The 21,389-nt window shown below is 70.1% G+C and carries 23 protein-coding genes; 10 read left to right on the top strand and 13 right to left on the bottom strand.

Features of this window, described 5'->3' with window-relative positions; translation table 11 throughout:
- Positions 1–117: 117 nt before the first annotated feature.
- Both STRTUCAR8_RS00855 and STRTUCAR8_RS52215 read left to right on the top strand, forming a co-directional pair.
- Positions 118–945 carry an SURF1 family protein gene (locus STRTUCAR8_RS00855; RefSeq protein ID WP_006373441.1) on the top strand — a complete coding sequence of 276 codons (828 nt, stop codon included), beginning with the start codon at positions 118–120 and terminating at the stop codon, positions 943–945.
- The gene (locus tag STRTUCAR8_RS52215; RefSeq protein ID WP_006373424.1) at positions 942–1,181 is read left to right on the top strand and encodes a hypothetical protein; all 240 of its coding nucleotides are present in this window, start codon (positions 942–944) and stop codon (positions 1,179–1,181) included. The genes STRTUCAR8_RS00855 and STRTUCAR8_RS52215 overlap by 4 nt, the downstream gene beginning before the upstream one ends.
- Positions 1,182–1,217: 36 nt before the next feature.
- On the opposite strand, the gene STRTUCAR8_RS00850 is transcribed toward STRTUCAR8_RS52215, so the two are convergent.
- The 3 genes from STRTUCAR8_RS00850 to STRTUCAR8_RS00840 all read right to left on the bottom strand — a co-directional run bounded on the left by STRTUCAR8_RS00850 (position 1,218) and on the right by STRTUCAR8_RS00840 (position 4,688).
- Positions 1,218–2,273 (bottom strand): hypothetical protein, encoded by a 1,056-nt coding sequence (locus STRTUCAR8_RS00850; protein WP_006373429.1) that lies wholly within the window; start codon positions 2,271–2,273, stop codon positions 1,218–1,220.
- Between the two features lie 398 nt (positions 2,274–2,671).
- Positions 2,672–3,337 (bottom strand): SigE family RNA polymerase sigma factor, encoded by a 666-nt coding sequence (locus STRTUCAR8_RS00845; RefSeq protein WP_078507071.1) that lies wholly within the window; start codon positions 3,335–3,337, stop codon positions 2,672–2,674.
- 355 nt (positions 3,338–3,692) lie between these two features.
- Entirely contained in the window at positions 3,693–4,688 is a 996-nt protein-coding gene (locus STRTUCAR8_RS00840; RefSeq protein WP_086025703.1) for an aspartate-semialdehyde dehydrogenase, read from the bottom strand.
- Between STRTUCAR8_RS00840 and STRTUCAR8_RS52210 the strand changes: the two genes are divergently transcribed.
- Positions 4,687–5,418, top strand: coding sequence for a hypothetical protein (locus STRTUCAR8_RS52210; RefSeq protein WP_158697374.1), 732 nt, complete (start codon positions 4,687–4,689; stop codon positions 5,416–5,418). The two genes, STRTUCAR8_RS00840 and STRTUCAR8_RS52210, sit on opposite strands and share 2 nt — an antisense overlap.
- On the opposite strand, the gene STRTUCAR8_RS00835 is transcribed toward STRTUCAR8_RS52210, so the two are convergent.
- Positions 5,312–6,592 (bottom strand): aspartate kinase, encoded by a 1,281-nt coding sequence (locus tag STRTUCAR8_RS00835; RefSeq protein WP_006373442.1) that lies wholly within the window; start codon positions 6,590–6,592, stop codon positions 5,312–5,314. The genes STRTUCAR8_RS52210 and STRTUCAR8_RS00835 overlap by 107 nt on opposite strands.
- Positions 6,593–6,784: 192 nt before the next feature.
- Here STRTUCAR8_RS00835 and STRTUCAR8_RS00830 point away from each other — a divergent pair, with 192 nt between their 5' ends.
- Together STRTUCAR8_RS00830 and STRTUCAR8_RS00825 are read left to right on the top strand one after the other, a co-directional pair.
- On the top strand, positions 6,785–7,468 hold the full coding sequence (locus STRTUCAR8_RS00830) for a response regulator transcription factor (RefSeq protein WP_006373446.1): 684 nt from the start codon (positions 6,785–6,787) through the stop codon (positions 7,466–7,468).
- Complete coding sequence (locus tag STRTUCAR8_RS00825; protein WP_006373418.1) at positions 7,465–8,820, top strand: sensor histidine kinase; 1,356 nt, start codon at positions 7,465–7,467, stop codon at positions 8,818–8,820. The genes STRTUCAR8_RS00830 and STRTUCAR8_RS00825 overlap by 4 nt, the downstream gene beginning before the upstream one ends.
- 19 nt (positions 8,821–8,839) lie before the next feature.
- Here the strand turns inward: STRTUCAR8_RS00825 and STRTUCAR8_RS00820 are convergent, their stop codons facing one another.
- Complete coding sequence (locus STRTUCAR8_RS00820) at positions 8,840–9,337, bottom strand: SgcJ/EcaC family oxidoreductase (protein ID WP_006373466.1); 498 nt, start codon at positions 9,335–9,337, stop codon at positions 8,840–8,842.
- A 284-nt stretch (positions 9,338–9,621) separates the two neighbouring features.
- Between STRTUCAR8_RS00820 and STRTUCAR8_RS00815 the strand changes: the two genes are divergently transcribed.
- Together STRTUCAR8_RS00815 and STRTUCAR8_RS00810 are read left to right on the top strand one after the other, a co-directional pair.
- Entirely contained in the window at positions 9,622–10,614 is a 993-nt protein-coding gene (locus STRTUCAR8_RS00815) for a DUF8094 domain-containing protein (protein ID WP_006373463.1), read from the top strand.
- 9 nt (positions 10,615–10,623) lie between these two features.
- Positions 10,624–11,367 carry a sulfite exporter TauE/SafE family protein gene (locus STRTUCAR8_RS00810; RefSeq protein ID WP_059072895.1) on the top strand — a complete coding sequence of 248 codons (744 nt, stop codon included), beginning with the start codon at positions 10,624–10,626 and terminating at the stop codon, positions 11,365–11,367.
- A 22-nt stretch (positions 11,368–11,389) separates the two neighbouring features.
- Here STRTUCAR8_RS00810 and STRTUCAR8_RS00805 read toward each other — a convergent pair whose 3' ends face one another.
- The 4 genes from STRTUCAR8_RS00805 to STRTUCAR8_RS00790 form a co-directional block, all read right to left on the bottom strand.
- On the bottom strand, positions 11,390–11,968 hold the full coding sequence (locus tag STRTUCAR8_RS00805; RefSeq protein WP_006373455.1) for a Uma2 family endonuclease: 579 nt from the start codon (positions 11,966–11,968) through the stop codon (positions 11,390–11,392).
- 50 nt (positions 11,969–12,018) lie between these two features.
- Positions 12,019–13,023, bottom strand: a complete 1,005-nt coding sequence (locus tag STRTUCAR8_RS00800) for a hypothetical protein (protein ID WP_044471408.1) — start codon at positions 13,021–13,023, stop codon at positions 12,019–12,021.
- 309 nt (positions 13,024–13,332) lie between these two features.
- Positions 13,333–13,584 carry a DUF397 domain-containing protein gene (locus tag STRTUCAR8_RS00795; RefSeq protein WP_006373422.1) on the bottom strand — a complete coding sequence of 84 codons (252 nt, stop codon included), beginning with the start codon at positions 13,582–13,584 and terminating at the stop codon, positions 13,333–13,335.
- Positions 13,581–14,411 carry a helix-turn-helix domain-containing protein gene (locus STRTUCAR8_RS00790; protein WP_006373453.1) on the bottom strand — a complete coding sequence of 277 codons (831 nt, stop codon included), beginning with the start codon at positions 14,409–14,411 and terminating at the stop codon, positions 13,581–13,583. The genes STRTUCAR8_RS00795 and STRTUCAR8_RS00790 overlap by 4 nt, the downstream gene beginning before the upstream one ends.
- A gap of 84 nt (positions 14,412–14,495) precedes the next feature.
- On the opposite strand from STRTUCAR8_RS00790, the gene STRTUCAR8_RS00785 reads away from it, so the two are divergent.
- Positions 14,496–14,906, top strand: a complete 411-nt coding sequence (locus STRTUCAR8_RS00785; protein ID WP_234372479.1) for a hypothetical protein — start codon at positions 14,496–14,498, stop codon at positions 14,904–14,906.
- Between the two features lie 60 nt (positions 14,907–14,966).
- Here the strand turns inward: STRTUCAR8_RS00785 and STRTUCAR8_RS00780 are convergent, their stop codons facing one another.
- The 3 genes from STRTUCAR8_RS00780 to STRTUCAR8_RS00770 all read right to left on the bottom strand — a co-directional run bounded on the left by STRTUCAR8_RS00780 (position 14,967) and on the right by STRTUCAR8_RS00770 (position 16,701).
- Positions 14,967–15,626 carry a DUF5063 domain-containing protein gene (locus STRTUCAR8_RS00780; RefSeq protein WP_006373440.1) on the bottom strand — a complete coding sequence of 220 codons (660 nt, stop codon included), beginning with the start codon at positions 15,624–15,626 and terminating at the stop codon, positions 14,967–14,969.
- A complete protein-coding gene (gene recR / locus STRTUCAR8_RS00775) occupies positions 15,619–16,218 on the bottom strand; it encodes a recombination mediator RecR (RefSeq protein ID WP_006373439.1) in 600 nt (199 codons plus the stop codon). The genes STRTUCAR8_RS00780 and recR overlap by 8 nt, the downstream gene beginning before the upstream one ends.
- Positions 16,219–16,353: 135 nt before the next feature.
- Complete coding sequence (locus tag STRTUCAR8_RS00770) at positions 16,354–16,701, bottom strand: YbaB/EbfC family nucleoid-associated protein (protein WP_006373444.1); 348 nt, start codon at positions 16,699–16,701, stop codon at positions 16,354–16,356.
- Between the two features lie 339 nt (positions 16,702–17,040).
- Between STRTUCAR8_RS00770 and STRTUCAR8_RS00765 the strand changes: the two genes are divergently transcribed.
- A complete protein-coding gene (locus tag STRTUCAR8_RS00765; protein WP_006373461.1) occupies positions 17,041–17,811 on the top strand; it encodes an SLATT domain-containing protein in 771 nt (256 codons plus the stop codon).
- A 52-nt stretch (positions 17,812–17,863) separates the two neighbouring features.
- Here the strand turns inward: STRTUCAR8_RS00765 and STRTUCAR8_RS00760 are convergent, their stop codons facing one another.
- Entirely contained in the window at positions 17,864–19,684 is a 1,821-nt protein-coding gene (locus STRTUCAR8_RS00760) for a serine/threonine-protein kinase (protein ID WP_006373426.1), read from the bottom strand.
- Between the two features lie 248 nt (positions 19,685–19,932).
- On the opposite strand from STRTUCAR8_RS00760, the gene STRTUCAR8_RS00755 reads away from it, so the two are divergent.
- Positions 19,933–21,297, top strand: coding sequence for an aspartate aminotransferase family protein (locus STRTUCAR8_RS00755; RefSeq protein WP_006373451.1), 1,365 nt, complete (start codon positions 19,933–19,935; stop codon positions 21,295–21,297).
- Positions 21,298–21,389 lie beyond the last annotated feature (92 nt).

Raw genomic sequence — 21,389 nt, 5'->3', positions numbered from 1 at the left:
CGGCACGACAATCCGCCGCCGAGGTCCCCAGCCTGTGGAAAACCCGGGCTGTGGACGCTGTGGACAACTCCGACCCCGCGAACCCGGCGCCCGCACCCGCCCCGTACCGTGGAAGGCGTGTACCGGTTTCTGCTGACGCCCCGTTGGTGGGGGATCAACGTCTTCGTGCTGCTCGCCATCCCCTTCTGCCTGTTCATGGGGTCGTGGCAGCTGAGCCGGTTCGAGGACCGGGTGCAGGACCACCGGACCGCGACCAAGGAGGTCTCCGCCGAGAAGGAGGAGGCCGCCCGGCCGCTCGCCGAGCTGCTGCCCGTCGACGAGAAGACCTCCGGGGACCGCGTCACCGTCACCGGGCGATACGCCCGCCAACTGCTCGTACCGGACCGGCAGCTCGACGACCGGAACGGCTACTACGTACTGACCCTGCTGCGCACCGACGGGGGCAGGGCACTGCCCGTCGTACGCGGCTGGCTGCCCGGTACCGCCGACCCCGCGAAGGCCCCCGCCCCGCCCACCGGCGAGGTCACCGTCATCGGTGCGCTCCAGGCGTCCGAGTCGCCGGGGTCCAACGGCGTGAGCGCGGTGGGCGGCCTCCCGGCCGGGCAGACCGGCGCGATCAGCGCCGCCTCGCTGGTCAACCTCGTGCCGTACGACGTGTACGACGCCTGGGTCACCCTCGACAAGGGCGACTCGGGGATGAAGGCCGTACCGGCGACCGCGCCCGCGAACACCGGGCTCGACCTGAAGGCGTTCCAGAACCTCGGCTACACCGGCGAGTGGTTCGTCTTCGCGGGCTTCGTCGTCTTCATGTGGTTCCGGCTGCTGCGCCGCGAGGCGGAGTTCGCCCGGGACGCGGAGCTGGGGCTCCTCCCCGCCGACCACACTCCCACCGAGTCGCCCGACGAAACGCCCGCCGCGGAACCGACCCGGGAACCAAGCATGTGAGCAGAACAACCAAGGGATACAGGGTTGCCCTTCTGGTTGTTCTGCTGCTGCTCGTATCCGCGTGCAAGGGCAGATACCAGCAGCAGTACGAGGAGGGCTACGAAGCCGGCCAGGATGAGTCGACCGTGTGCGCGGAGTACGAGACACCGGGCGGACGGGAACCATCCCGGCAGTGGACGGCGGGCTGCGACGACGCCGCAGCGGGCCGCCCGGCCGATCCACCGGGATCCCGGTGAGGTACGTCGGCCCGGCGTCCTTTGTGCGCCGACCGACTAAGAGGTCGCCGCCATGACCCCGGTCTTGTACACCGTGCCCGCGCACGCGTTCGACACCATCGCCGTCACCGTGGGCGAGCCGGCCTCCGCCGTGTAGGACACCGCCACGCTGCCGTCGGCCACCGTGCCGTCCTCCGTCACCAGCTGGGCCGAGGTGCCCGCGTCGCCGCCGGCCGTGGTCGTGGCCGCGTCGGGGCTCTCGCTCGGGGTGGGCGCCGGGGACTCCGTGGAGCCGCCCGTGGTGCCGCCGTCGGAGCCGGTGCCGGTCGTGGGGCACGTCTCCGAGGGCACCCAGGCGAACTGCACCGTGTACGCCGCGCCCGGCGCCAGCACCAGTCCGCTGACCGAGAGACCCGGGTCGGGCAGGCCGCTCGCCGCGTCCCCCGCCGTGTGGTCGGCGGTGCCCACCTTCGACGAGTCCGCCGCGTCCTGCGCGAGCAGGGACACGTTGCCGGAACCGCCGACCGTACAGCTGGCGCTGGAGACGTTGACGACCCGGAACGTGCCGTAGACCGCGCCGCTGGCGTCGGGGTCGCCGACCGACCCGGTGGCCGAGCCCAGCTGGGCGGCGTCGCAGGTGGCCGCGGTCACGGCGGTGTCCGACGGATCGGAGCCCCCGGTCGTGCTGCCGCTGCCGCTTCCCTTACCCGGGTTGCTCGTGCCACTCGAGGGGCTGGCCGACGGCTTGTCCTTGACTGTGCCGGAGTTGCCCCCGGAGGTGCTCTCGCCGCCGTCCGGGCCCTTGCCCGTGTCCTTGTCCCCGTCGGCCGCCGAGCCGTGGCCCGCGTTGACGGAGGGGCCGGACGCGGCACCGGTGACGTTCGAGACGTGCAGCAGGGCCGGGACGGCCGTACCGATGAACAGCGCGGCGGCGGCCAGCCCGATGGCGGCATGCCGCTTGCGGGCCCGTCGGGCGGGCACCGCTCGCCGAAGATGGTCCAGCACCGCGTCGGTCGGCTGAATTCCGCCCACCGCCTGGTGCAGCATCGTGCGCAGTGCCAGCTCTTCCGAGCCGAGCCCGTCCAGGGTCCCGTCGTCGGGGCCGTGATTCACAGTTCCGTTCCCAGCGTGCGATTGCGTGTGCTCTTGCTCGTGGCCGCCTGGTCCGTGGACTCCGGTCGGCCAACTCCCGTTGGATCGGGCCCCCTTGCCGGAAACCCTACCGGCCCGAAACTCCGCGGGCCGGAAACCGTCGCTCCAGGGCCCGACACCCCCGCGCCCTTCGTGCCCGGCAGCAGCCGAGCCCGAAGCCTCGGGTTCGGAGCCCTCAGGTTCCGACACCTCGTGCCCCGAGCCTTCGGGTTCCGAAGCCTCCGGCCCTCGCGCCTCGGACCCCTGTGCCCGGTCCTTGTCCGGCCCCTGTCCCTGTCCCTGTCCCTGCACCGAGTCCTGCGCCTGGTCCCGATCCTGGCCCTGGTTTTCCCGGTCCTGGCCCTGGCCTGGTTCGCCGCTCATGCCGGTTCCTCCATGGCGATGCGCAGCGCGGCGATGCCCCGTGAGCCGTACGCCTTCACCGAGCCGAGCGATATGCCCAGCGTCTCGGCGACCTGCGCCTCGGTCATGTCCGAGAAGTAGCGCAGGACGAGGACCTCGCGCTGGCGGCGCTGGAGACCCTTCATCGCCTTGATGAGGGAGTCGCGCTCCAGCAGGTCGTACGCCCCCTCCTCCGCGCTCGCCATGTCCGGCATCGGCTTGGAGAGGAGCTTCAGGCCGAGGATGCGGCGGCGCAGCGCGGAGCGGGAGAGGTTCACCACCGTCTGGCGCAGATAGGCGAGCGTCTTCTCCGGGTCACGGACGCGCTTGCGGGCCGAGTGCACCCGTATGAAGGCCTCCTGGACGACGTCCTCGCAGGACGCGGTGTCGTCGAGGAGAAGCGCGGCGAGGCCGAGGAGGGAGCGGTAGTGGGCGCGGTACGTCTCGGTCAGGTGATCGACCGTCGTCCCCGCCACCACGCTCTCGTCGGCGCCGTCACGCTGGTTGGGTATGCGGGCCGGCCGCGCTGCGGGCATCGGCGCGATCACCGGCATGCCGCCGTGCGTACCCGGCACGCGGGGTCGGCGGGGCGGACGCAGGGCTGTGCCGCGCGTCGCCGCTCTGAAGTCCAGTACCTCTGCCACGCATGTTGGACACGCATCCCCCCGTCAGGGTTGTACGCATCCGGCATCACTTTTGCGTCGTCCGACACAGCCACCCTCATGCGTCCCGCTCTTCCCCTAATTCCATGGTCACCGCGCGTCCCCCGCATGGTCACGACGTCCCACGCCCCGGAAGGGCGACCGCAAAGACGCTCCCCGCCGTCCGCGCGGTTGCGGGCAGCGGGGAGCAAAACTTCTGTTCTCGCCGTTTCTCACCTGGATCCTACAAACGTTTTCTGCCGCAACCGGAGTGATTTCCGACAAGATCAACAGATCGCTACGGACCGGCACAGAGCGTTACGCGCAGGTCAGTCGAGGTGTGCGGAGCCGACAACAGTCAGGCCCGCTCGGCCGCCACCAGCTCGGCGATCTGTGTCGTGTTGAGCGCGGCGCCCTTGCGCAAATTGTCGCCGCACACGAAAAGTTCCAGCGCGGTCGGGTCGTCCAGCGACCGCCGGACCCTGCCGACCCAGGTCGGGTCGGTGCCGACCACGTCCACCGGGGTCGGGAACTCCCCCGCGTCCGGGTTGTCGAACAGCACGACGCCGGGCGCGGTGGCGATGATCTCCCGGGCTCCGGCGACGGTGACCTCGCCCTGGAAGCGGGCGTGGACGGTCAGCGCGTGCGCGGTGACGACCGGCACGCGTACGCAGGTCACGGCCACGGGGAGCTTCGCCAGCCCGAGGATCTTGCGGGACTCGTCCCGGAGCTGCATCTCGTCCGACGACCAGCCGTCCGCCCGGGTCGACCCGGCCCACGGTACGACGTTCAGCGCGACCGGCTCCGGGAACGGCCCCGTCCCGTCGCCCACGGCCCGCCGTACGTCTCCGGGGTTGGTCCCCAGTTCCGTACCGGCGACCAGGGACAGTTGCCGGCGCAGGGTGTCGACGCCGGCCCGGCCCGCGCCGCTCACCGCCTGGTACGTGGAGACCACCAGCTCGCGCAGGCCGTACTCGGCGTGCAGCGCGCCCAGGGCGACGATCATCGACAGGGTCGTGCAGTGCGGGCTGGCGATGATCCCGCGCGGGCGCTGCCGTACGGCGTGCGGATTCACCTCGGGGACGACGAGGGGTACGTCCGGGTGCATCCGGAAGGCGTTCGAGTTGTCGATGACGACGACGCCCTTGGCGGCGGCGACGGGCGCCCACCGTTCGGCGATGTCGTCGGGCACGGAGAACATCGCGACGTCGATGCCGTCGAAGGCCTCCTCCGACAGCGCCACGACCTCGACCTCCTCACCGCGCACGGTCAGCTTGCGGCCGGCCGAGCGCGGGGAGGCGACGAGACGGATCTCGCCCCAGATGTCCGCGTGCTGGGACAGGATCCGGAGCATGACGGCACCGACGGTGCCGGTCGCTCCCACCACGGCGAGCGTGGGCCGCCCGGCGGCCCGGGACGCGACGACCGCCCCGGAGGCGACCGTCCGGGGCACGGCAGCAGCCCCGGACGCGGACGACCGGACGCCTGCACCCGATCCGGGCGCAGCCGACCGAGAAGCGGCCGGCCCAGACCCAGCAGCCAGCCGGACCCCGGCCGGCCACGGACCGGACAAACCGGAGTCGGCCGACCAGGGCGCAGCCGAACCGGTCACGCCGGCCCGCCGGGGCACGGCGGCCCGCCGGGGCACAGCGGTCGACCCGGACGCGGACGACCGGGGCACGGCCGACCCAGGACCGGCCGAACCGGGCACGGCGATCGTCGACCCAGTCACCGCCGACCCAGTCACAGCCAATCCGGTCACCGCCGACCCAGTCACCGCCGACCCAGTCACCGCCGACCTGGCCATCGCCGACCCAGTCACCGCCGATCCGGCCGCCGCCGACCTGGCCACCGCCGACCCAGTCACCGCCGACCCGGCCGCCGCCGACCCAGTCACCGCCGACCCAGTCACCGCCGACCCAGTCACCGCCGACCCGGCCGCCGCCGACCTGGCCACCGTCGATCCGGGCGGAGCCATCAGCGGCCGGTGCCTCCGTAGACGACTGCTTCGTCGCTGTCGGAGTCGAGGCCGAAGGCCGAGTGAACGGCTCGGACGGCCTCGGGTACGTCGTCCTGGCGGGTGACGACCGAGATGCGGATCTCGGAGGTCGAGATGAGCTCGATGTTCACGCCCGCGTCGGACAGCGCCTGGAAGAAGGACGCGGTGACGCCCGGGTTGGTCTTCATACCCGCGCCGACCAGCGAGATCTTGCCGATCTGGTCGTCGTAGCGCAGCGAGTCGAAGCCGATGCCGCCCTTCGCCTTCTCCAGGGCGTCGATGGCCTTGCGGCCCTCGGACTTGGGGAGGGTGAAGGAGATGTCCGTGAGACCGGTCGACGCGGCCGACACGTTCTGCACGATCATGTCGATGTTGATCTCCGCGTCCGCGATGGCGCGGAAGATCACCGCGGCCTCACCCGGCTTGTCCGGGACGCCGACGACCGTGATCTTCGCTTCGGAGACGTCGTGGGCGACTCCGGAGATGATGGCGTGCTCCACCTGCTGGTCCCCTTGCCACTCGGGCTTCTCGTTGCTGACCCAGGTGCCCGGCAGTCCGGAGAAGGACGAGCGCACATGGATCGGGATGTCGTAACGGCGGGCGTACTCCACACACCGGTGGAGCAGCACCTTGGAGCCTGACGCGGCCAGCTCCAGCATGTCCTCGGAGGAGATCCAGTCGATCTTCCGGGCCTTCTTCACCACGCGCGGGTCGGCGGTGAACACACCGTCGACGTCGGTGTAGATCTCGCACACCTCGGCGTCGAGGGCGGCGGCCAGCGCGACGGCGGTGGTGTCCGACCCGCCGCGTCCCAGCGTGGTGATGTCCTTCTTGTCCTGGCTGACGCCCTGGAACCCGGCGACGATGGCGATGTTGCCCTCGTCCAGCGCGGTCCGGATGCGTCCCGGCGTGACGTCGATGATCCGGGCTTTGTTGTGGACCGAGTCGGTGATGACGCCTGCCTGGCTGCCGGTGAACGACTGGGCCTCGTGACCCAGGTTCTTGATCGCCATGGCCAGCAGCGCCATGGAGATCCGCTCTCCGGCGGTCAGCAGCATGTCGAACTCACGCCCGGCAGGCATCGGAGACACCTGTTCGGCGAGATCGATCAGCTCGTCCGTCGTGTCGCCCATCGCGGAAACGACGACGACCACTTGGTGGCCGTTCTTCTTCGCTTCCACGATTCGCTTGGCGACACGCTTGATGCCCTCGGCATCGGCTACGGATGAGCCTCCGTACTTCTGCACGACAAGGCCCACGTGCGCTCCTAGCTCAGTCCGTCTGCGGTCGGCTCAGTCTAACGAGCGGCCGAATTCCCCCTACGGGATATCGCATGGTGAGATGTCCCGCTCACCGCAGCGATCTTCGGCCGCTCAGCGGGGCTCATGCCCATCGGCCCGTGGGATACGCGTTGCCGCTGTGAATTAAGTTTCAAGGACTAAGGTTCGGACGTGCGCGTACTCCTGGTGGAAGACGATGAACCCGTGGCCCAGTCGCTCCGTCGCGGCCTGCTGCGCTACGGCTTCGAGGTGGCGTGGGTCCCCACGGGCGGCGCGGCACTCAGCCACTCCGAGCCGTACGACGTCGTCCTGCTCGACCTCGGCCTGCCCGACACCGACGGTCTGGACGTCTGCCGGGCGCTGCGCGAACGCGGTGACGTCCCGATCATCGTCATCAGCGCGCGCAGCGACGAGACGGACCGGGTGGTCGGCCTGGAGCTCGGCGCGGACGACTACGTCTCCAAGCCCTTCGGCGTACGAGAGGTCATCGCGCGCATAAGAGCGGTGATGAGGCGCGTCCAGCCGCGCGCCCAGGCCGACGCCGGCCCCGACCGGTACGGCACCCGCCTGACGATCGACCGCAAGGCCGCCCGGGTCCGCCTGGACGGCGACGAGGTCGCCCTCGCGCCCAAGGAGTACGACCTGCTGGCCTTCCTCACGGAGGAGCCGGGCGCGCTGATGTCGCGCGAGCAGATCATGGAGGCCGTCTGGGACGCGAACTGGTTCGGGCCGACGAAGACGCTCGACGTCCATGTGGCGGCGCTGCGGCGGAAGTTGAAGGGCGCCATCGCGATCGAGGCGGTCCGGGGCGTCGGCTTCCGGCTGGAGATCGTCAAGGATGCTGAGACCTCGTGAACCGCCAGCTCATCCGGAGTTACATCCTGCTCGTCGCCGTCGCCATCCTGCTGTTCACGGTGCCGGTGGCGTTCACGCTCACGGCCCAACTGCGGGACGACACAAGGCAGTCCGTGTTGCGCGAGGCCAACACCATGGCACTGCTGCTGGGCAACGGGGACAACATCTCGTGCGAGGCCCTGACCGAGGTGGCCAGGGCGTACGGCGAGTCGACGCCCGGCGAGGTCCAGGTCACCCCCCTCCACGACTGCGCTCCGGACCTGCCGAAGCCGGCCGCAAACGCCGCGCTCACCCGGGCCGTGGAACGGAACGAGCCCACCACCGACTGGGGTTCCGACTTCATCTGGGGCAAGCAGCTCACGATCACCGTCCCCGCGCAGGGTCAGTCGGCCGTGCGGATCGTGTACTCGACGTCGGACATGACGAAGCGGCTGTGGAACATCTGGGGTTTCCGGGCGGGACTCGCCGTGCTCGTGCTGGCCGCCGCCGCCGCGATCGGCGCGTACGCCGCCCGCCGCATCACCGCTCCCCTCCGTGAACTCAACGGTATGGCAAGCAAGTTCAGCGACGGCGACCTCACCGCGCGCTCGCAGGTGACGGGCCCGCCGGAGACCCAGACGCTGGCCCGCACCCTCAACCAGGGTGCGGAACGCCTGGACACGCTGGTCGCCTCGCAGCGCATCTTCGTGGCGGACGCCTCGCACCAACTCCGTACCCCGCTCACGGCGTTGCGTCTGTCGCTGGACAACATCGCGGACGGCACCGACGACGAGTTCGTCCGGGAGGACGTGGAGCAGGCGACCGCCGAGGTCGTACGGATGAGCCGGCTGGTCAACGGGCTGCTGGTGCTGGCCCGGGCCGAGGCGAAGGTCACGGCGGCCGAGCCGCTGTCCCTCAGGGACATCGTGAACGAACGCCTGTCGGTGTGGAGGCCGGCCGCCGACGAGCGCGGAGTCACCATCACGCTCCGGGGGAGTGCCGACGGCCGGCTGCTTGTGCTGGCCAGCCCCGGTCATCTGGACCAGGTACTGGACAACGTTCTGTCGAACGCCCTGGAGGTCTCACCGGACGGCGGGGCGATCACCGTACGGGCCGAACCTCGGGGCGACTGGCTGGAGTTGACCGTGTCGGACGGGGGTCCCGGTATGTCGGACGCCGAGAAGTCCCGTGCCTTCGACCGCTTCTGGCGCGGCCAGGGCCTCACCGGGCGCTCCGGCTCGGGCCTCGGCCTCGCCGTCGTCAAGCAACTGGTGACGGACGACGGCGGGACGGTTGCCCTGGCGGACGCGCCCGGGGGCGGGTTGAGCGTGGTGCTCAGCCTGCGCGCGGCGGCTCAGAAGAGCGCCGGCTGATCAGGCTGACCGGGCCTGATCAGCCCTCGGGCATCATCGACGAGTGGTGGTTGACGATCAGCCACTGGCCGCCACGCTTCTCGTACTCGTACGTGTAGCGGGCGTCGACCCTCTTCTTCTCGCCGGTCTTCGGGTCGGTGAGGATGAAGTAGTACGAGCCGGCGTCGATCGCGGAGTTGTCGTCGAGGATGTTGATGTAGGACTTGATCTTCTTGCCGACCGGCTTGTTCTCCAGGAAGTGGTCGAAGTAGTCGGTGATCTCGGCGGGGTTGGTCCGGATCTTGTTGGAGACGGTCGGCAGGAGCACCGCGTCCTTCGCGTACCGCGCGGTGACCTTCTTCGAGTCGCCGGTCTGGAGGGTCTTGTTCCAGCCGTCGAAGAGGGCGGCGATCTGCTTCTTGGTGGGCTTCTTCGACTGCTCGGCACCCGCCGCACTGACCCCGACCGTGACCGTTGCTGCGGTGACAAGGGCGGTGGCGGTGACGAGGGCGGCGCGTATGCGGGTCTTGCGGGTCATCGCAACTCCTGTACGGGTGGGGGTGGTTGCTTCCTCCGTATCTCCTGCGGTGGAAGTGACTCCAGCTTCGCTTTCCGCTGGTTAGCGCCCGTGCAAGGGACGTACAGGGGCCGGGAAGGACGATTCCAATTCACGTAGCGCGACGAGCGGTGACGTTCCGGAGCGGACGGGTTACACCATCGGTCCGCCGATCCCGCCCAGGACCCTCACACTCACCCCAGTACGGTGAGCCCGACCCCACAGGCCGCCCCGACTCCCGCCCCTCCCTGAGGAGAAGCCCCCGTATGACCTCCCGGCAGAAGCTGTTCACCCTCGGCGCGACGACGACGGTGGTGGCCGCCGCACTGGCTCTCACCGGATGCGGCGCCGGCTCGAAGGACAGTGCCGACGGCGCCGCCGCGAGCCCCGCGGCGAAGGGTGCCGTCACCGAGGCGCAGGCGGCGAAGATCCTCGGCACCTACGAGTCGGTCAACAACAAGGCCAACGCCCAGCAGGACTCAGCCCTGTTGGGCACCGTCGAGGGCGGGCAGCTGTACGAGCAGAGCAAGGCCGACTACCGCCTCTTCGAGACCAGGTCGAAGAAGGAACAGGCCGAATACCGCAAGCCCTTCCACTACACCGGGATGAAGTACTGGATCCCGGCGGGCAAGGACTGGTTCGCGGTGACGACCAAGGCCAGTGACTCCAAGAGCGAGGCGCTGCTGGTCTTCGGCAAGGAGTACGACGACTGGAAGATGATGTCGGCCGTCTACTCGGAGGTCCCGCTCCCGGCGATCGCCACCGACGACTCCGGCCTCGCCACCGCCGTCGACGCCACCACTCGCGTCGGCACGCTCGCCCCGAACCAGATCTCGGCGGCGTTCGAGGACCTGTACGCGACCGGCGGCACGAAGGCCGGGGCGGGCATCTCGCACACCACCGAGGCCGCGAAGGACGCGATCGAGACCTACGCGAAGCGCGACAGCGGCAAGAACGCGAAGTTCGCGACCACGGCGTACGTCACCACGCCCACCGAGTTCGACACGGTCTACGCCCTGCGCCTCAAGGACGGCGGCGTCCTGGCAGCCCTGCCGACCGCGCACGCATCCCAGTACGGGCTGAAGGCGTCGTACCGCGAGAACTACGACATCACCCCGACCGAGGTGGAGTCGGTCTTCAACATCCGCGACCGCGACACCGTGGTGAACACCTACCAGGGCATGGCCCTGGCGACCCTCCCGAAGACGGGCAAGCCGTCGGTGACGGCAATCGAGTACCGCATCGTGGACTCGCAGTAACCTCCGCCGATGGCAACGGAGTTGACAACGAGCTTGATCCTTACGGGAACCGTCGCGCTCGGCTCCTGCGTGCAGTGGCTGACAGGAATGGGCTTCGCTCTGGTCTCGGTCCCCGTCCTGATCCTGCTTCTGGGCCCCACCGAGGGTGTGGTCCTGGCCAACTGCGCGGCCGGGGCGATCTGTCTGGTGGGCCTGGCGGACGGCTGGCGACACGTCCGCCTGACGGCGATGGTCCCGTTGTGCGCCGCGGCGGCGTGCACGGTACCGGCGGGCACCTGGCTGGCCCGCCGCCTGCCCGAACCCGCGCTGCTCGCGACGATGGGCGCCCTGGTGACGACGGCCGTGCTGCTGGTCCTGCGTGGCACCCGGGTACCCGCCCTGCGCGGCAGAGCCGGTGCGGTGGTCGCGGGCGCGGCGGGCGGCTTCATGAACTCGGCGGCGGGCGTGGGCGGTCCCCCGGTTTCCCTCTACGCGGTCAACGCGGGCTGGACGGTACGGGAGTTCGTACCGAACGCCATGTTCTACGGCGTCCTCGTGAACGCCGTCTCGATCGCGTCGAACGGCCTCCCCCACCTGTCCCCTCCCCTGTGGGCGTCCTCGGCAGCGGCCATGGTGACGGGCGCCCTGCTCGGCAGCACCCTCGCCGGCCGCATCCCGGAACCCCGGGCCCGCCTGCTGGTCCTGCTGCTGGCGCTGGGGGGCGGGGTGACGACGCTGGGGAAGGGCGTTTGGGGGATGACCAGGGGTTCGTGAAGCCCAGGCCCGGACGGCAGGGTCAGTCCACGAACTCCTTGAGGGGCTCGGTGTCGAGGGTGAGGTTTACGGGGTCGGGGAGCTTGACGGTGGCGCCGAAGGGCAGCTTCTCCTCGTGGCGATAGCGGCCGTTCTCGGGCTGGTTGAACACGACGACCGAACCGTCGTCCCGGTCGACGAGGAGGTAGACGGGAATGCCTGCGGCCGCGTAGCCGTCGGGCTTGTCGACCCGGTCGCGCTGGTGGGTGTCGGAGTCGAACGACGTGATTTCCACGGCCATCAGAACGTCCTCCCCGTTCGACCACTCGCCACGCCCCTTGAGACTGCCCCTGGGGACGAGGATCGCGTCCGCGCGGGCCCGCCCCTTGCGGTATGCCTCGGTCTTCAGGCCCCGCTCGGGGTATAGACGGAGATCAGGACGCGACTGCATGCACCTCTCCAGAAGCCACATGTAAATCTCGCTGTGGTTGCCGTCAGGCACGGGCTTGACCTGGACCTTCCCCTTGACGAACTCCAGCCGCACGGTCTCCGGGGCATGGCGTTCCAGTTGCTCGAACTCCTCGGCGGTCATCTGCGGCGGGTGCTCGGTCCCTGGGATCATGGCGTCGCCTCCTCGACTCCATGGTGCCCTGACCGGCACGTCCTGCACACTCACCGCAGCCCCGCCGCGCGGCGCAGCGCGGCGACGCGGTCGGTGACGTCCACGACCTCGTCGGCACCCGGCAGGCCGCCGACGCGCGGGCCGGGGAGGAACGTCTCCGGGACGGGCGCGGCCACCGGGCCGTCCGGTTCGCACATCGCCAGACATTCGGGGCACAGTCCGCTGACGATCTTCGCGGTGCGCTCGTCCGCGTCACACAGGCCGCAGGCAGCGATCACGCGGGTCACCCGGGCGCGGCGGGCGGCCTGCGGTCCCTGCGTCGACTTCTTCGGCGGCATCTTGTTCTCCAGTCGTTTACGGGCGAGTCCGCCCGGGTTGGTGACGTCGGCCGGGAGGCCGTCGGTCAGGGCTCGGGTGATGTCGTCGGTACTCGCACCACGGGACAGCCACTCCGCGGCGAGAGATTCGAGGGCACGGCAGTCGCCGTCGGACAGGGGCAGACGTGCGTCGGCGGTACGGAGATCGGCGAGTACCTGGTAGGCCACACTGGGCTGCTCGGCGGGCTGCTCGTCCGGTTCGTGTCCCGACTCGCCGTCCACCTCGGTCGCCCCGGACTCGGCAGGCTCCTCGGGCACTTGGGGCACCTGGGGCACCTCGGGTTCCTCGACACGGGCCAGGCCCGACTGATAGCGGCGGGTCACGTCCCTGCCTCGGCGCTCCCGTACGAACTCCGCCCACCACTCGGCCGACCTGCGGGTACGCGACCAGTACGTGCGCGTCACCCACCGCATCGAGTTGTCCTCGGCGGTGATGTGTTCCTTGATCCAGCGCAGGTGACCGGCGGCGGTGATGCGGCCCATCGAGACGCGTACGGCCTGCTGGCCATAGCGCGAGTGCTCTGCGGCGATCACCTTGTAGCCCATGGCGTGACCGTCTTCGAGATGGTCGACGAAGAGGGCGATCTCGCGGTCGCGAGGGCACAGATGCGCGAACTCCGGGTCGGCGTGCGGTTCTTCGTCACCCGTCGCGCGTTTTCCATAACCCGTATTGGCCATGGGGTGGGACGGGGACGGCAGGGCAGGACTAGGGTTGGCGTAAGCCACCATCGAAGGTTCCGTTCGATCGGTAGGTCTAGGCCCTGGCACTGGTGTTTGCGACACCGGCCGGGGCCGATCTATTTGCCTGTTTGCCGCGAACCTAGGGCGCCTTCACGCTCCGACGCAAGCCGATCACGGAACGTCACTCATTCGGGTTACGCCGTCTCAACTCGCTTACAGAATTGGTTGGTTGGGTTGGATTTCAACCATCCCAGAACACAAAACCAAACCAACCCAAACCAAGATGAAGAGCTCGAAGCCCGAGGCTCAAGCTCCGGGCTGAGCTGCGGAGATGAACGCCGTCCAGGCGGAGGCGGTGATGTGCAGTTCGCGGCCCGCGGGGATCTTGGAGTCGCGGATGTGGACGGTCGTTCGGGTGGCGGGGAGCGCGACTTCGACGCAGGCGCCGCCTTCGGAGTCGCTGTAGCTCGACTTGAACCACGCCAACGCGACTTCGACGCAGTTGCCACCCTCGTTGTCGCTGTAGCTCGACTTGAACCACTGCAACTGCTCGGTCATGGCTGATCCACCATCCGTTCGAGAAAACGGGCCGACTCAGCGGGGTTGAGAGCCTGCGCTCTGATCATGCTAAGCCGCTCCATCACGCGACTGACAACCTCCGGGTCGGCCGTCAGATCGCTGGCGAACGGGCCCTCCGCGAAGGCGAGTCGCTCGTGTTCGCGGGTCTCCAGCAGCACCATGGGCCCCATGAGCGAGTCGCTGATGGCCCGCTCGAAGGGGAGCACCTGCAACACGACGTTGCGCAGGGAAGCCGACACCAGCAGCCGGTGCAACTGCTCGGTGTCCACCTGCGAACTGCGCAGCGCCGCCTCGTACAGAACGAAGCTCAGGCCCACCGGTGGCTTCCGGTCCGTGAGGATGACCTGCCGCTCCATGCGTGCCGCGATTCGCTCCTCCACTGTCTCCTCATTCAGGGGCGGATAACGGTTCTCGATCAGTGAGCGCGCGTACGCCTCGGTCTGCAACAGCCCTGGGATCAGGGCGACCTCGTACGACCAGAAACTGATCGCCTGCTGCTCGTACTGCATGAAGTCCTGGGCCCGAGCCGGGAACGGCTCCCTCTTCACGTACTCCTTCGCCGCGCTCAGCAGACCGTCCGCGCGGCACAGTTCATCCGCCGCGTCGAGCACGCGGGGCGTCGGCATGCGTACGCCCTGCTCCATGGACTTGATGGTGTCCGGCGAGTAGTTGGCGGCGGCGCCCAGTTCCTCGCGGGTGATGTTCGCCTTCGTGCGCCAGCGTTTCAACTGGTTGCCGCTGTACCGCCAGGTGCCCGGCGACGGCTGCGAGTTGGGGTTGGGCTTGGGGTTGTACTGGACTGACACAGCGGCCACCTCCGACTGATACACCCAGGTGTGTATCACCTCAGTCGCTACCGAGAGTAGCCCGGCACACGTCACCGTGTGACCATGACGAACGCGATCCCCCACCACCGCCCCGCCTGGGTCCCCCTCGCCGGCCACCATCTCCGCCTGTCCGGCGTCCACTTCGACACGATCCGTGTCCAGGGCGTACGCGGGGAACAGGTCGCCGCCGACCTCATCGAGGCGGCCGACGGGGACGCGGGGCCCGTCGTCTGCGAGGTGACCGGGTTCCGCTGGATGTACTTCCTGCTCGCACCCGGGGAGGTACGGAAGCACAACTGGCCCCTGGGCGTACAGCGGTTCGGCGAGAAGGGATCACGCACCGTGACGTACATCGGGATCCCGGCCCTGGACGGCAACACGTGGCCGCTGCGCTGGTACAGCGAGCCGACGGTGACGACGCCGTTCGTGGAGGCGGGGTGGTTGCGGACGGTGTTGGGGGCGGCGGGGCTGTAGGCCACGTCAGTGTTCCTGGGACCCACCTGGTCTGCGGCGGTCAGGGGCAGGTGCTCCTGGTTACTTCACCGTGCGCAACCCCAGCGGCTCCGCGATCTCCTCCGCCATCACCTTGCCGGCCTCCGCCTCCAGGGTCTCGTCGCCGAGTTCCTGGTCGGTGTCCAGGCCGTCCAGTTCCGCCAGGGGCTGGTTCAGGCGGACGTGGGCGACCAGGGACTGGAGGGCGCGCAGGGTCGCGGACGCCGTCGAGCCCCAGTTGGAGAAGTAGGAGAACTGCCACCACCACAGGGCCTCCGTGGTGCGGCCCGCACGGTAGTGGGCCATGCCGTGGCGGAGGTCGGCGATGACGTCGGCCAGGTCGTCGGAGATACGGGCCGGGACCGGGGCCTTGCGGGGCTCGTAGGGGTCGAAGACCTCCGAGTAGACGTCCACCGGGTCCAGCATCAGCGCGAGCCGTTCGCGGATGTCGTCCACGTCCGGTTCCGGGCCCATGTCGGGCTCGTAGCGCTCGTCGGGGAGGATGTCCTCGTGTGCGCCGAGGCGACCGCCGGCGAGCAGCAGCTGGGAGACCTCCAGGAGGAGGAAGGGGACCGCCGAGTCCGGCTCGTCGCCCTTCGCCACCTCGGTGACGGCCACCAGGAAGCTCTCCACCTGGTCGGCGATCTGGACGGCGAAGTCGTCGGGGTCCTGCGTCGTGTCGTGCAGCGTGGCGTCAGACATCTAGAAGTCGTCTCCCCTCGAAGGCGCGGCCGAGGGTGACCTCGTCCGCGTATTCCAGGTCGCCACCCACCGGGAGGCCGCTGGCCAGGCGGGTGACCTTGAGGCCCATGGGTTTGATCATGCGGGCGAGGTACGTGGCCGTGGCCTCGCCCTCAAGGTTCGGGTCCGTGGCCAGGATCAGTTCCGTGACCGTGCCGTCGGCGAGCCGGGTCAGGAGTTCCCTGATCCGCAGGTCGTCGGGGCCCACGCCCTCGATCGGGCTGATCGCGCCGCCCAGGACGTGGTACTTGCCGCGGAACTCACGCGTCCGCTCGACCGCCACGACGTCCTTGGGCTCCTCGACGACACAGATGACCGTCGGGTCCCGGCGCGGGTCGCGGCAGATGCCGCACAGCTCCTCCTGCGCCACGTTTCCGCAGGTCGCGCAGAAGCGGACCTTCGCCTTCACTTCGAGGAGGGCGTGCGCGAGGCGCCGTACGTCCGTCGGCTCCGCCTGCAGGATGTGGAAGGCGATCCGTTGCGCGCTCTTGGGACCGACGCCCGGGAGCCGCCCCAGTTCGTCGATGAGGTCCTGGACCACGCCTTCGTACAACGGACTGCCTTTCCGTACATCGGTACTTCAGTACAACGGTCATCGCTACGACGGTCGCCTCGCGCCCGCTGTACGTACCGTAGTTGGCCGCCACCCACCTGAGGAAGGCGGGACCGGGGGCGCGCGGGGCGAACGTCAGAACGGCAGGCCGGGGATGCCGCTTCCGCCGCCGCCCAGACCCTGGGCCAGCGGGCCCAGCTTCTGCTGCTGAAGTTGCTGCGCGTTCTCGTTCGCCGCCTGTACGGCTGCCACGACCAGGTCGGCGAGGGTTTCGGTGTCCTCGGGGTCGACCGCCTTCGGGTCGATCTTGAGGGCCCGCAGTTCGCCGGCGCCCGTCACGGTCGCCTTGACCAGTCCGCCGCCCGCCTGCCCGTCGACCTCGGTCCGCGCCAGTTCCTCCTGCGCGTTCGCCAGGTCCTGCTGCATCTTCTGGGCCTGCTGGAGCAGCTGCTGCATGTTGGGCTGGCCACCACCGGGGATCACGATCAGCTCCTCGTCGTACGTAATCGTTCGTAGTCGGTCGTCGTCGTTCAGCCTCGTTCAGCGTCGTCCGCGCCGAATTCGGCTTCAGCACGAGCCTACGTGGTCGGGTGGGCCGTCGCTCCAGCACTCTTTCGAGTGAGTCGGTTCGTCGGCCTATACCTGATCAACCGATTCTTCCGAGCGGAAAAGTAACGAAAGCTTGGTCATCGCCACCCATTGGGCGGTAGGAAGGGGGCGGCACGACAGCTTTACAACGGCATCAGACGTCACGCGGGCGCCCGTACGGTGTCACGCACTGTGATGGATTGTGGTCAGTCTGCTCAGCTAAGGGAGTGCCGGGTGAGCCAGCCGGAGATGCAGCCCGAGGGGCCGCCGCAGAGACCGCCCCACGACGGCCGGAGCGAAGGTCCCCCCGAGCTGGGCTTCCCCGGGCTGCGACCCGGGGACCTCACCGGCCGGCCCTTCCCCCTCGGCGACTGGGGCGAGCCCGCGCCGCGCCTCGACGAGCTGTACCGGTGGGTGGAGCAGGGCGCCCTGGAGACGGCCGCCTGGTACCTCGCCGACCGGGTCTGGAAACGCCGGGGCGCCCGGGCCCTGCGTACGGGCGCCGCGCTCGGGGCGATCGCCGGGGCCGCGCTGCCGCTGCTCGACCTCACCGGGGTGATGGGCAACATCGCGCCCTGGGGATATCTGGCGATGCTGGTCGCGGTGGCGTGCGTCGCCGCCGACCGGTTCTTCGGGGTCACCTCGGGCTGGATAAGGGACGTCGCCACCGCCCAGGCCGTCCAGCGACGCCTTCAGGTGCTGCAGTTCGACTGGGCCTCGGAAAGCGTGCGCGAGGTCCTCGGCCCGACGGAGGGAACGGCGAGCGAGGCGGCCGACCGCTGCCTGGGAGTGCTGCGCCGCTTCTCGGAGGACGTGACGGAACTGGTCCGGGCGGAGACGGCGGACTGGATGGTCGAGTTCCGGACCGGCTCCGCGCCGCTGGGCATCCAGTCGGCGGGAATGGGAATCCCCCGCCAGGACGCGACAGTCCACCAGGGCCGCTTCGGAGTCGCCCCGGGAACCCGCCCGAACATGCCCCGACAACGACCGCCGGAGGCGCGGTGAGGGCGATGGCCCCGGCTGAGGGGACGGTGCCGTGGCTCGCGGTCGCCGACGTTCAGCTCCCCTTCTCGTACGTCAGCTCACCGCCCCCGCCCGCTGTCACGCGCTTCAGCGTGCCGTCCTTGCGGAGGGTGACGGTCGAGGCGGCGCCCGGGGTGCAGGAGGAGGCCGGTTCGCCGGAGGTGACCTGGGACGGGCCGAGGGTCAACAGGGTGTCGCCGGTGGGGCGTTCGGTCAGGTCGGCGACGAAGACGCAGTGGTAGGTGCCCGTTTGCGTGGGACCGTCGGCGACCAGGGTCAGCACCCTGTCGCCCAACTCGCCCTGGGTGATGGTCAGTCGGCGGGTGTTGTGGCCCGTGGCGCTGTCGATCGAGGCGGTCCAGGTGCCGAGGAGGCCGGACGGGACGACACCGGCCGCCGGTGACACCGAGCCGCCGGACGACGTCGGTGTGGGCGTCGGGGCCACGGGCGGGGTGCCGTCGTCGCCGTTCAGCAGGGCGGCGATGGACGCGCCGGCCCCGAGGGTGACGACCAGTGCGGCGACGCCGAGCCCGACCGACAGCCGGGATCTCCTCCCAGCAGCCCCCGGCTCCGCGCGCCCCACCGCATAGGGCAGCGGTGTCTCGGCGGGCGTCCTGCTCCACGCCACCGGCATGACCGGCTCTTCGAGCGCCGGGTCCCCGGGCCAGACAGGGGGCCGTTGGCTCGCGCCGGGTGCGGCGGCGAAGGGCTGCGGATGAAGCTGACGGTGGGCGGCATGGGTGGGCGGCTCGTCGGACGGCGCATGCTCGGGCGTGACGCCCCGTTCTCGACTGCCGTCCCGTTCTCCACCGCCGTCCAGTTCTCCACCGCCGTCCCGGTCCTCCCTGACGCCCCGGTCACCGATGACGCCCCGGTCCCCGATGCCTGGCTCCCTGACATCCGTCCCCGCCTCCGTCCCCGGCCTCTCCTCCACCTCCGTCTCCACGTCGAGCAACCGCACCGCGTGCCGCCCGAGTTGGGCGACCAGCGTGCCCGGCAGCCAGGTGTCCCCCGCGTGTCCGTCGGCGACGAGGTCCGCCGACACCCCCGTACGCTCCAGGATCTGTTCCGGTGTGGGGCGGTCGGCCGGGTCCTTGCGGAGACAGTCGCGGACGAGGCCGGCGATGCCCTCCGGGACGCCCGTCAGGTCGGGTTCCTCCTGGGCTATGCGGAACATCATCGCGTGGGCACCGCTGCCGACCGCGCCGAAGGGCAGGGCGCCCGTGCCGGCGTAGGCGAGGACGGAACCGAGGCAGAAGACGTCGGCGGCGGCGGTGACCCGCTCGCCGCGCACCTGCTCGGGCGCCATGAACCCGGGCGAGCCGACCAGCGCGCCCCCGCGGGTCAGGCCGCCGTCGGTGACGGTCTCCAGGGCGCGGGCGATACCGAAGTCGATGACGCGGGGCCCGTCGATGGTGACCAGGACGTTGGACGGCTTGAGGTCGCGGTGGACGATCCCGGCGGCGTGGATGTCGTGGAGGGCGTGCGCGAGCCCGGCGGCGAGAACGCGCACCGACCGCTCGGGCAGCGGCCCGTGGTCCTGCCCGACGACCTGCTTCAGGCTCGGCCCGGCCACGTACCCGGTGGCGACCCACGGCACGGCGGCCTCGGTGTCGGCGTCGAGCACGGGTGCCGTCCAGTGCCCTCCGACGCGCCGCGCGGCGGCGACCTCCTGCCGGAACCGGTCCCGGAACTCGTCCTGCTCGGCCAGCTCCCGCCGGACCAGTTTGACGGCGACAGTACGTCCCCGCTCGGACCGCGCGAGGTACACGTGCCCCATCCCGCCCGCACCGAGCCGCGCGACCAGCCGGTACGCCCCGATCCGCACCGGATCGCCGTCCCCGAGCTTCCGCATGCCGCGCCCGCCTCCCCGTAACGCCCCGTACACCCCGTACGCCCTGCGACACCCCGTACGCCCCGCCCACGCGGATGCCGCCGCGACAGGCCGAGGATAGTGCGGAGCGGCGACCGTGCGGCAAGCGCTTGCGCGCGCTCTTCACCCGTGGCGGGTTTGGACCAGGTCGACAACCTGTCGCGTCAGCCGCCATTCCCCAGACAGGTCGCCGATACCGCGCCCTCACCCGGGACACCTACGCTCCCCGCATGACCCCTCAGCCCGACCCCCAGGCAGGCGCGGCCGTCAAGGCCGCCGACCGTGCGCACGTGTTCCACTCCTGGTCCGCGCAGGAGCTCATCGACCCGCTCGCCGTCGCCGGTGCCGAAGGGGCGTACTTCTGGGACTACGACGGCAGGCGGTACCTGGACTTCACCAGTGGGCTGGTCTTCACGAACATCGGCTACCAGCACCCGAAGGTCGTCGCGGCCATCCAGGAGCAGGCCGGGCGGATGACGACGTTCGCGCCCGCGTTCGCCGTCGAGGCACGGTCGGAGGCGGCCCGGCTGATCGCCGAGCGGACCCCGGGCGACCTGGACAAGATCTTCTTCACCAACGGTGGCGCCGACGCCGTCGAGCACGCGGTGCGCATGGCCCGGCTGCACACCGGGCGCCCCAAGGTGCTGTCCGCCTACCGCTCGTACCACGGCGGCACCCAGCAGGCCGTGAACCTCACCGGCGACCCCCGCCGCTGGCCCTCCGACAACGGCACCGCCGGTGTCGTGCACTTCTGGGCGCCCTATCTCTACCGGTCGAAGTTCTACGCGGAGACCGAGGAGCAGGAGTGCGCGCGGGCGCTCCAGCACCTTGAGGACACCATCGTCTTCGAGGGGTCGGCCACCATCGCGGCGATCATCCTGGAGACCATCCCCGGCACCGCCGGCATCATGATCCCGCCGCCCGGCTATCTCGCCGGGGTGCGCGCGCTCTGCGACCGGTACGGGATCGTCTTCGTCCTGGACGAGGTCATGGCCGGGTTCGGGCGGACCGGTGAGTGGTTCGCCGCCGACCTGTTCGACGTCGTGCCCGACCTGATGACCTTCGCCAAGGGCGTCAACTCCGGCTATGTGCCCCTCGGCGGTGTGGCGATCTCCGGTGCGATCGCGGAGACGTTCGCCACTCGCCCCTATCCCGGCGGGCTCACCTACTCCGGGCACCCTCTCGCCTGCGCCGCAGCCGTCGCCACGCTCACGGTGATGGCGGAGGAGGACATCGTCGGGCAGGCCGCCCGCACCGGCGAGAACATCCTCGGACCGGGGCTCAGGGAGCTGGCCGCGCGGCACCCGAGCGTCGGCGAAGTGCGCGGTACGGGTGTCTTCTGGGCCCTGGACCTCGTAAAGAACAGGGAGACCCGGGAGCCGCTGGTGCCGTACAACGCCGCCGGGGAGGCCAACGCCCCGATGGCCGCGTTCGGCGCCGCCGCGAAGGCGAACGGGCTGTGGCCGTTCGTCAACATGAACCGCACCCATGTCGTGCCGCCCTGCAACGTGACCGAGGCCGAGGCCAAGGAGGGGCTCGCCGCGCTGGACGCCGCGCTGTCGGTCGCCGACGAGTACACGGAGTCCGCCCGGTAGGACAAGAAAGTGGGTAAGCGCACGGGAAAGTCTCCCCGGAAACCGAACGCGTAAGGTGACGTGCTCGTAGACATATGCGAGTAGTCATCCAC

Origin of the sequence: Streptomyces turgidiscabies Car8, assembly GCF_000331005.1 — a bacterium.
In the GTDB taxonomy this organism is placed as follows: Bacteria; Actinomycetota; Actinomycetes; order Streptomycetales; family Streptomycetaceae; genus Streptomyces; species Streptomyces turgidiscabies.
This window is presented reverse-complemented; position numbering and strand designations above follow the sequence as displayed.

Bases quoted from the DNA above. Each gene is read 5' to 3' on its own strand.
- STRTUCAR8_RS52210 (WP_158697374.1), top strand. From the start codon at position 4,687: ATGACGGCACCGACGGTGCCGGTCGCTCCCACCACGGCGAGCGTGGGC.
- STRTUCAR8_RS00840 (WP_086025703.1), bottom strand. From the start codon at position 4,688: ATGCTCCGGATCCTGTCCCAGCACGCGGACATCTGGGGCGAGATCCGT.
- STRTUCAR8_RS00820 (WP_006373466.1), bottom strand. From the start codon at position 9,337: ATGACCCGCAAGACCCGCATACGCGCCGCCCTCGTCACCGCCACCGCC.
- STRTUCAR8_RS00815 (WP_006373463.1), top strand. From the start codon at position 9,622: ATGACCTCCCGGCAGAAGCTGTTCACCCTCGGCGCGACGACGACGGTG.
- STRTUCAR8_RS00810 (WP_059072895.1), top strand. From the start codon at position 10,624: ATGGCAACGGAGTTGACAACGAGCTTGATCCTTACGGGAACCGTCGCG.
- STRTUCAR8_RS00805 (WP_006373455.1), bottom strand. From the start codon at position 11,968: ATGATCCCAGGGACCGAGCACCCGCCGCAGATGACCGCCGAGGAGTTC.
- STRTUCAR8_RS00800 (WP_044471408.1), bottom strand. From the start codon at position 13,023: ATGGCCAATACGGGTTATGGAAAACGCGCGACGGGTGACGAAGAACCG.
- STRTUCAR8_RS00795 (WP_006373422.1), bottom strand. From the start codon at position 13,584: ATGACCGAGCAGTTGCAGTGGTTCAAGTCGAGCTACAGCGACAACGAG.
- STRTUCAR8_RS00785 (WP_234372479.1), top strand. From the start codon at position 14,496: ATGACGAACGCGATCCCCCACCACCGCCCCGCCTGGGTCCCCCTCGCC.
- STRTUCAR8_RS00780 (WP_006373440.1), bottom strand. From the start codon at position 15,626: ATGTCTGACGCCACGCTGCACGACACGACGCAGGACCCCGACGACTTC.
- STRTUCAR8_RS00760 (WP_006373426.1), bottom strand. From the start codon at position 19,684: ATGCGGAAGCTCGGGGACGGCGATCCGGTGCGGATCGGGGCGTACCGG.
- STRTUCAR8_RS00755 (WP_006373451.1), top strand. From the start codon at position 19,933: ATGACCCCTCAGCCCGACCCCCAGGCAGGCGCGGCCGTCAAGGCCGCC.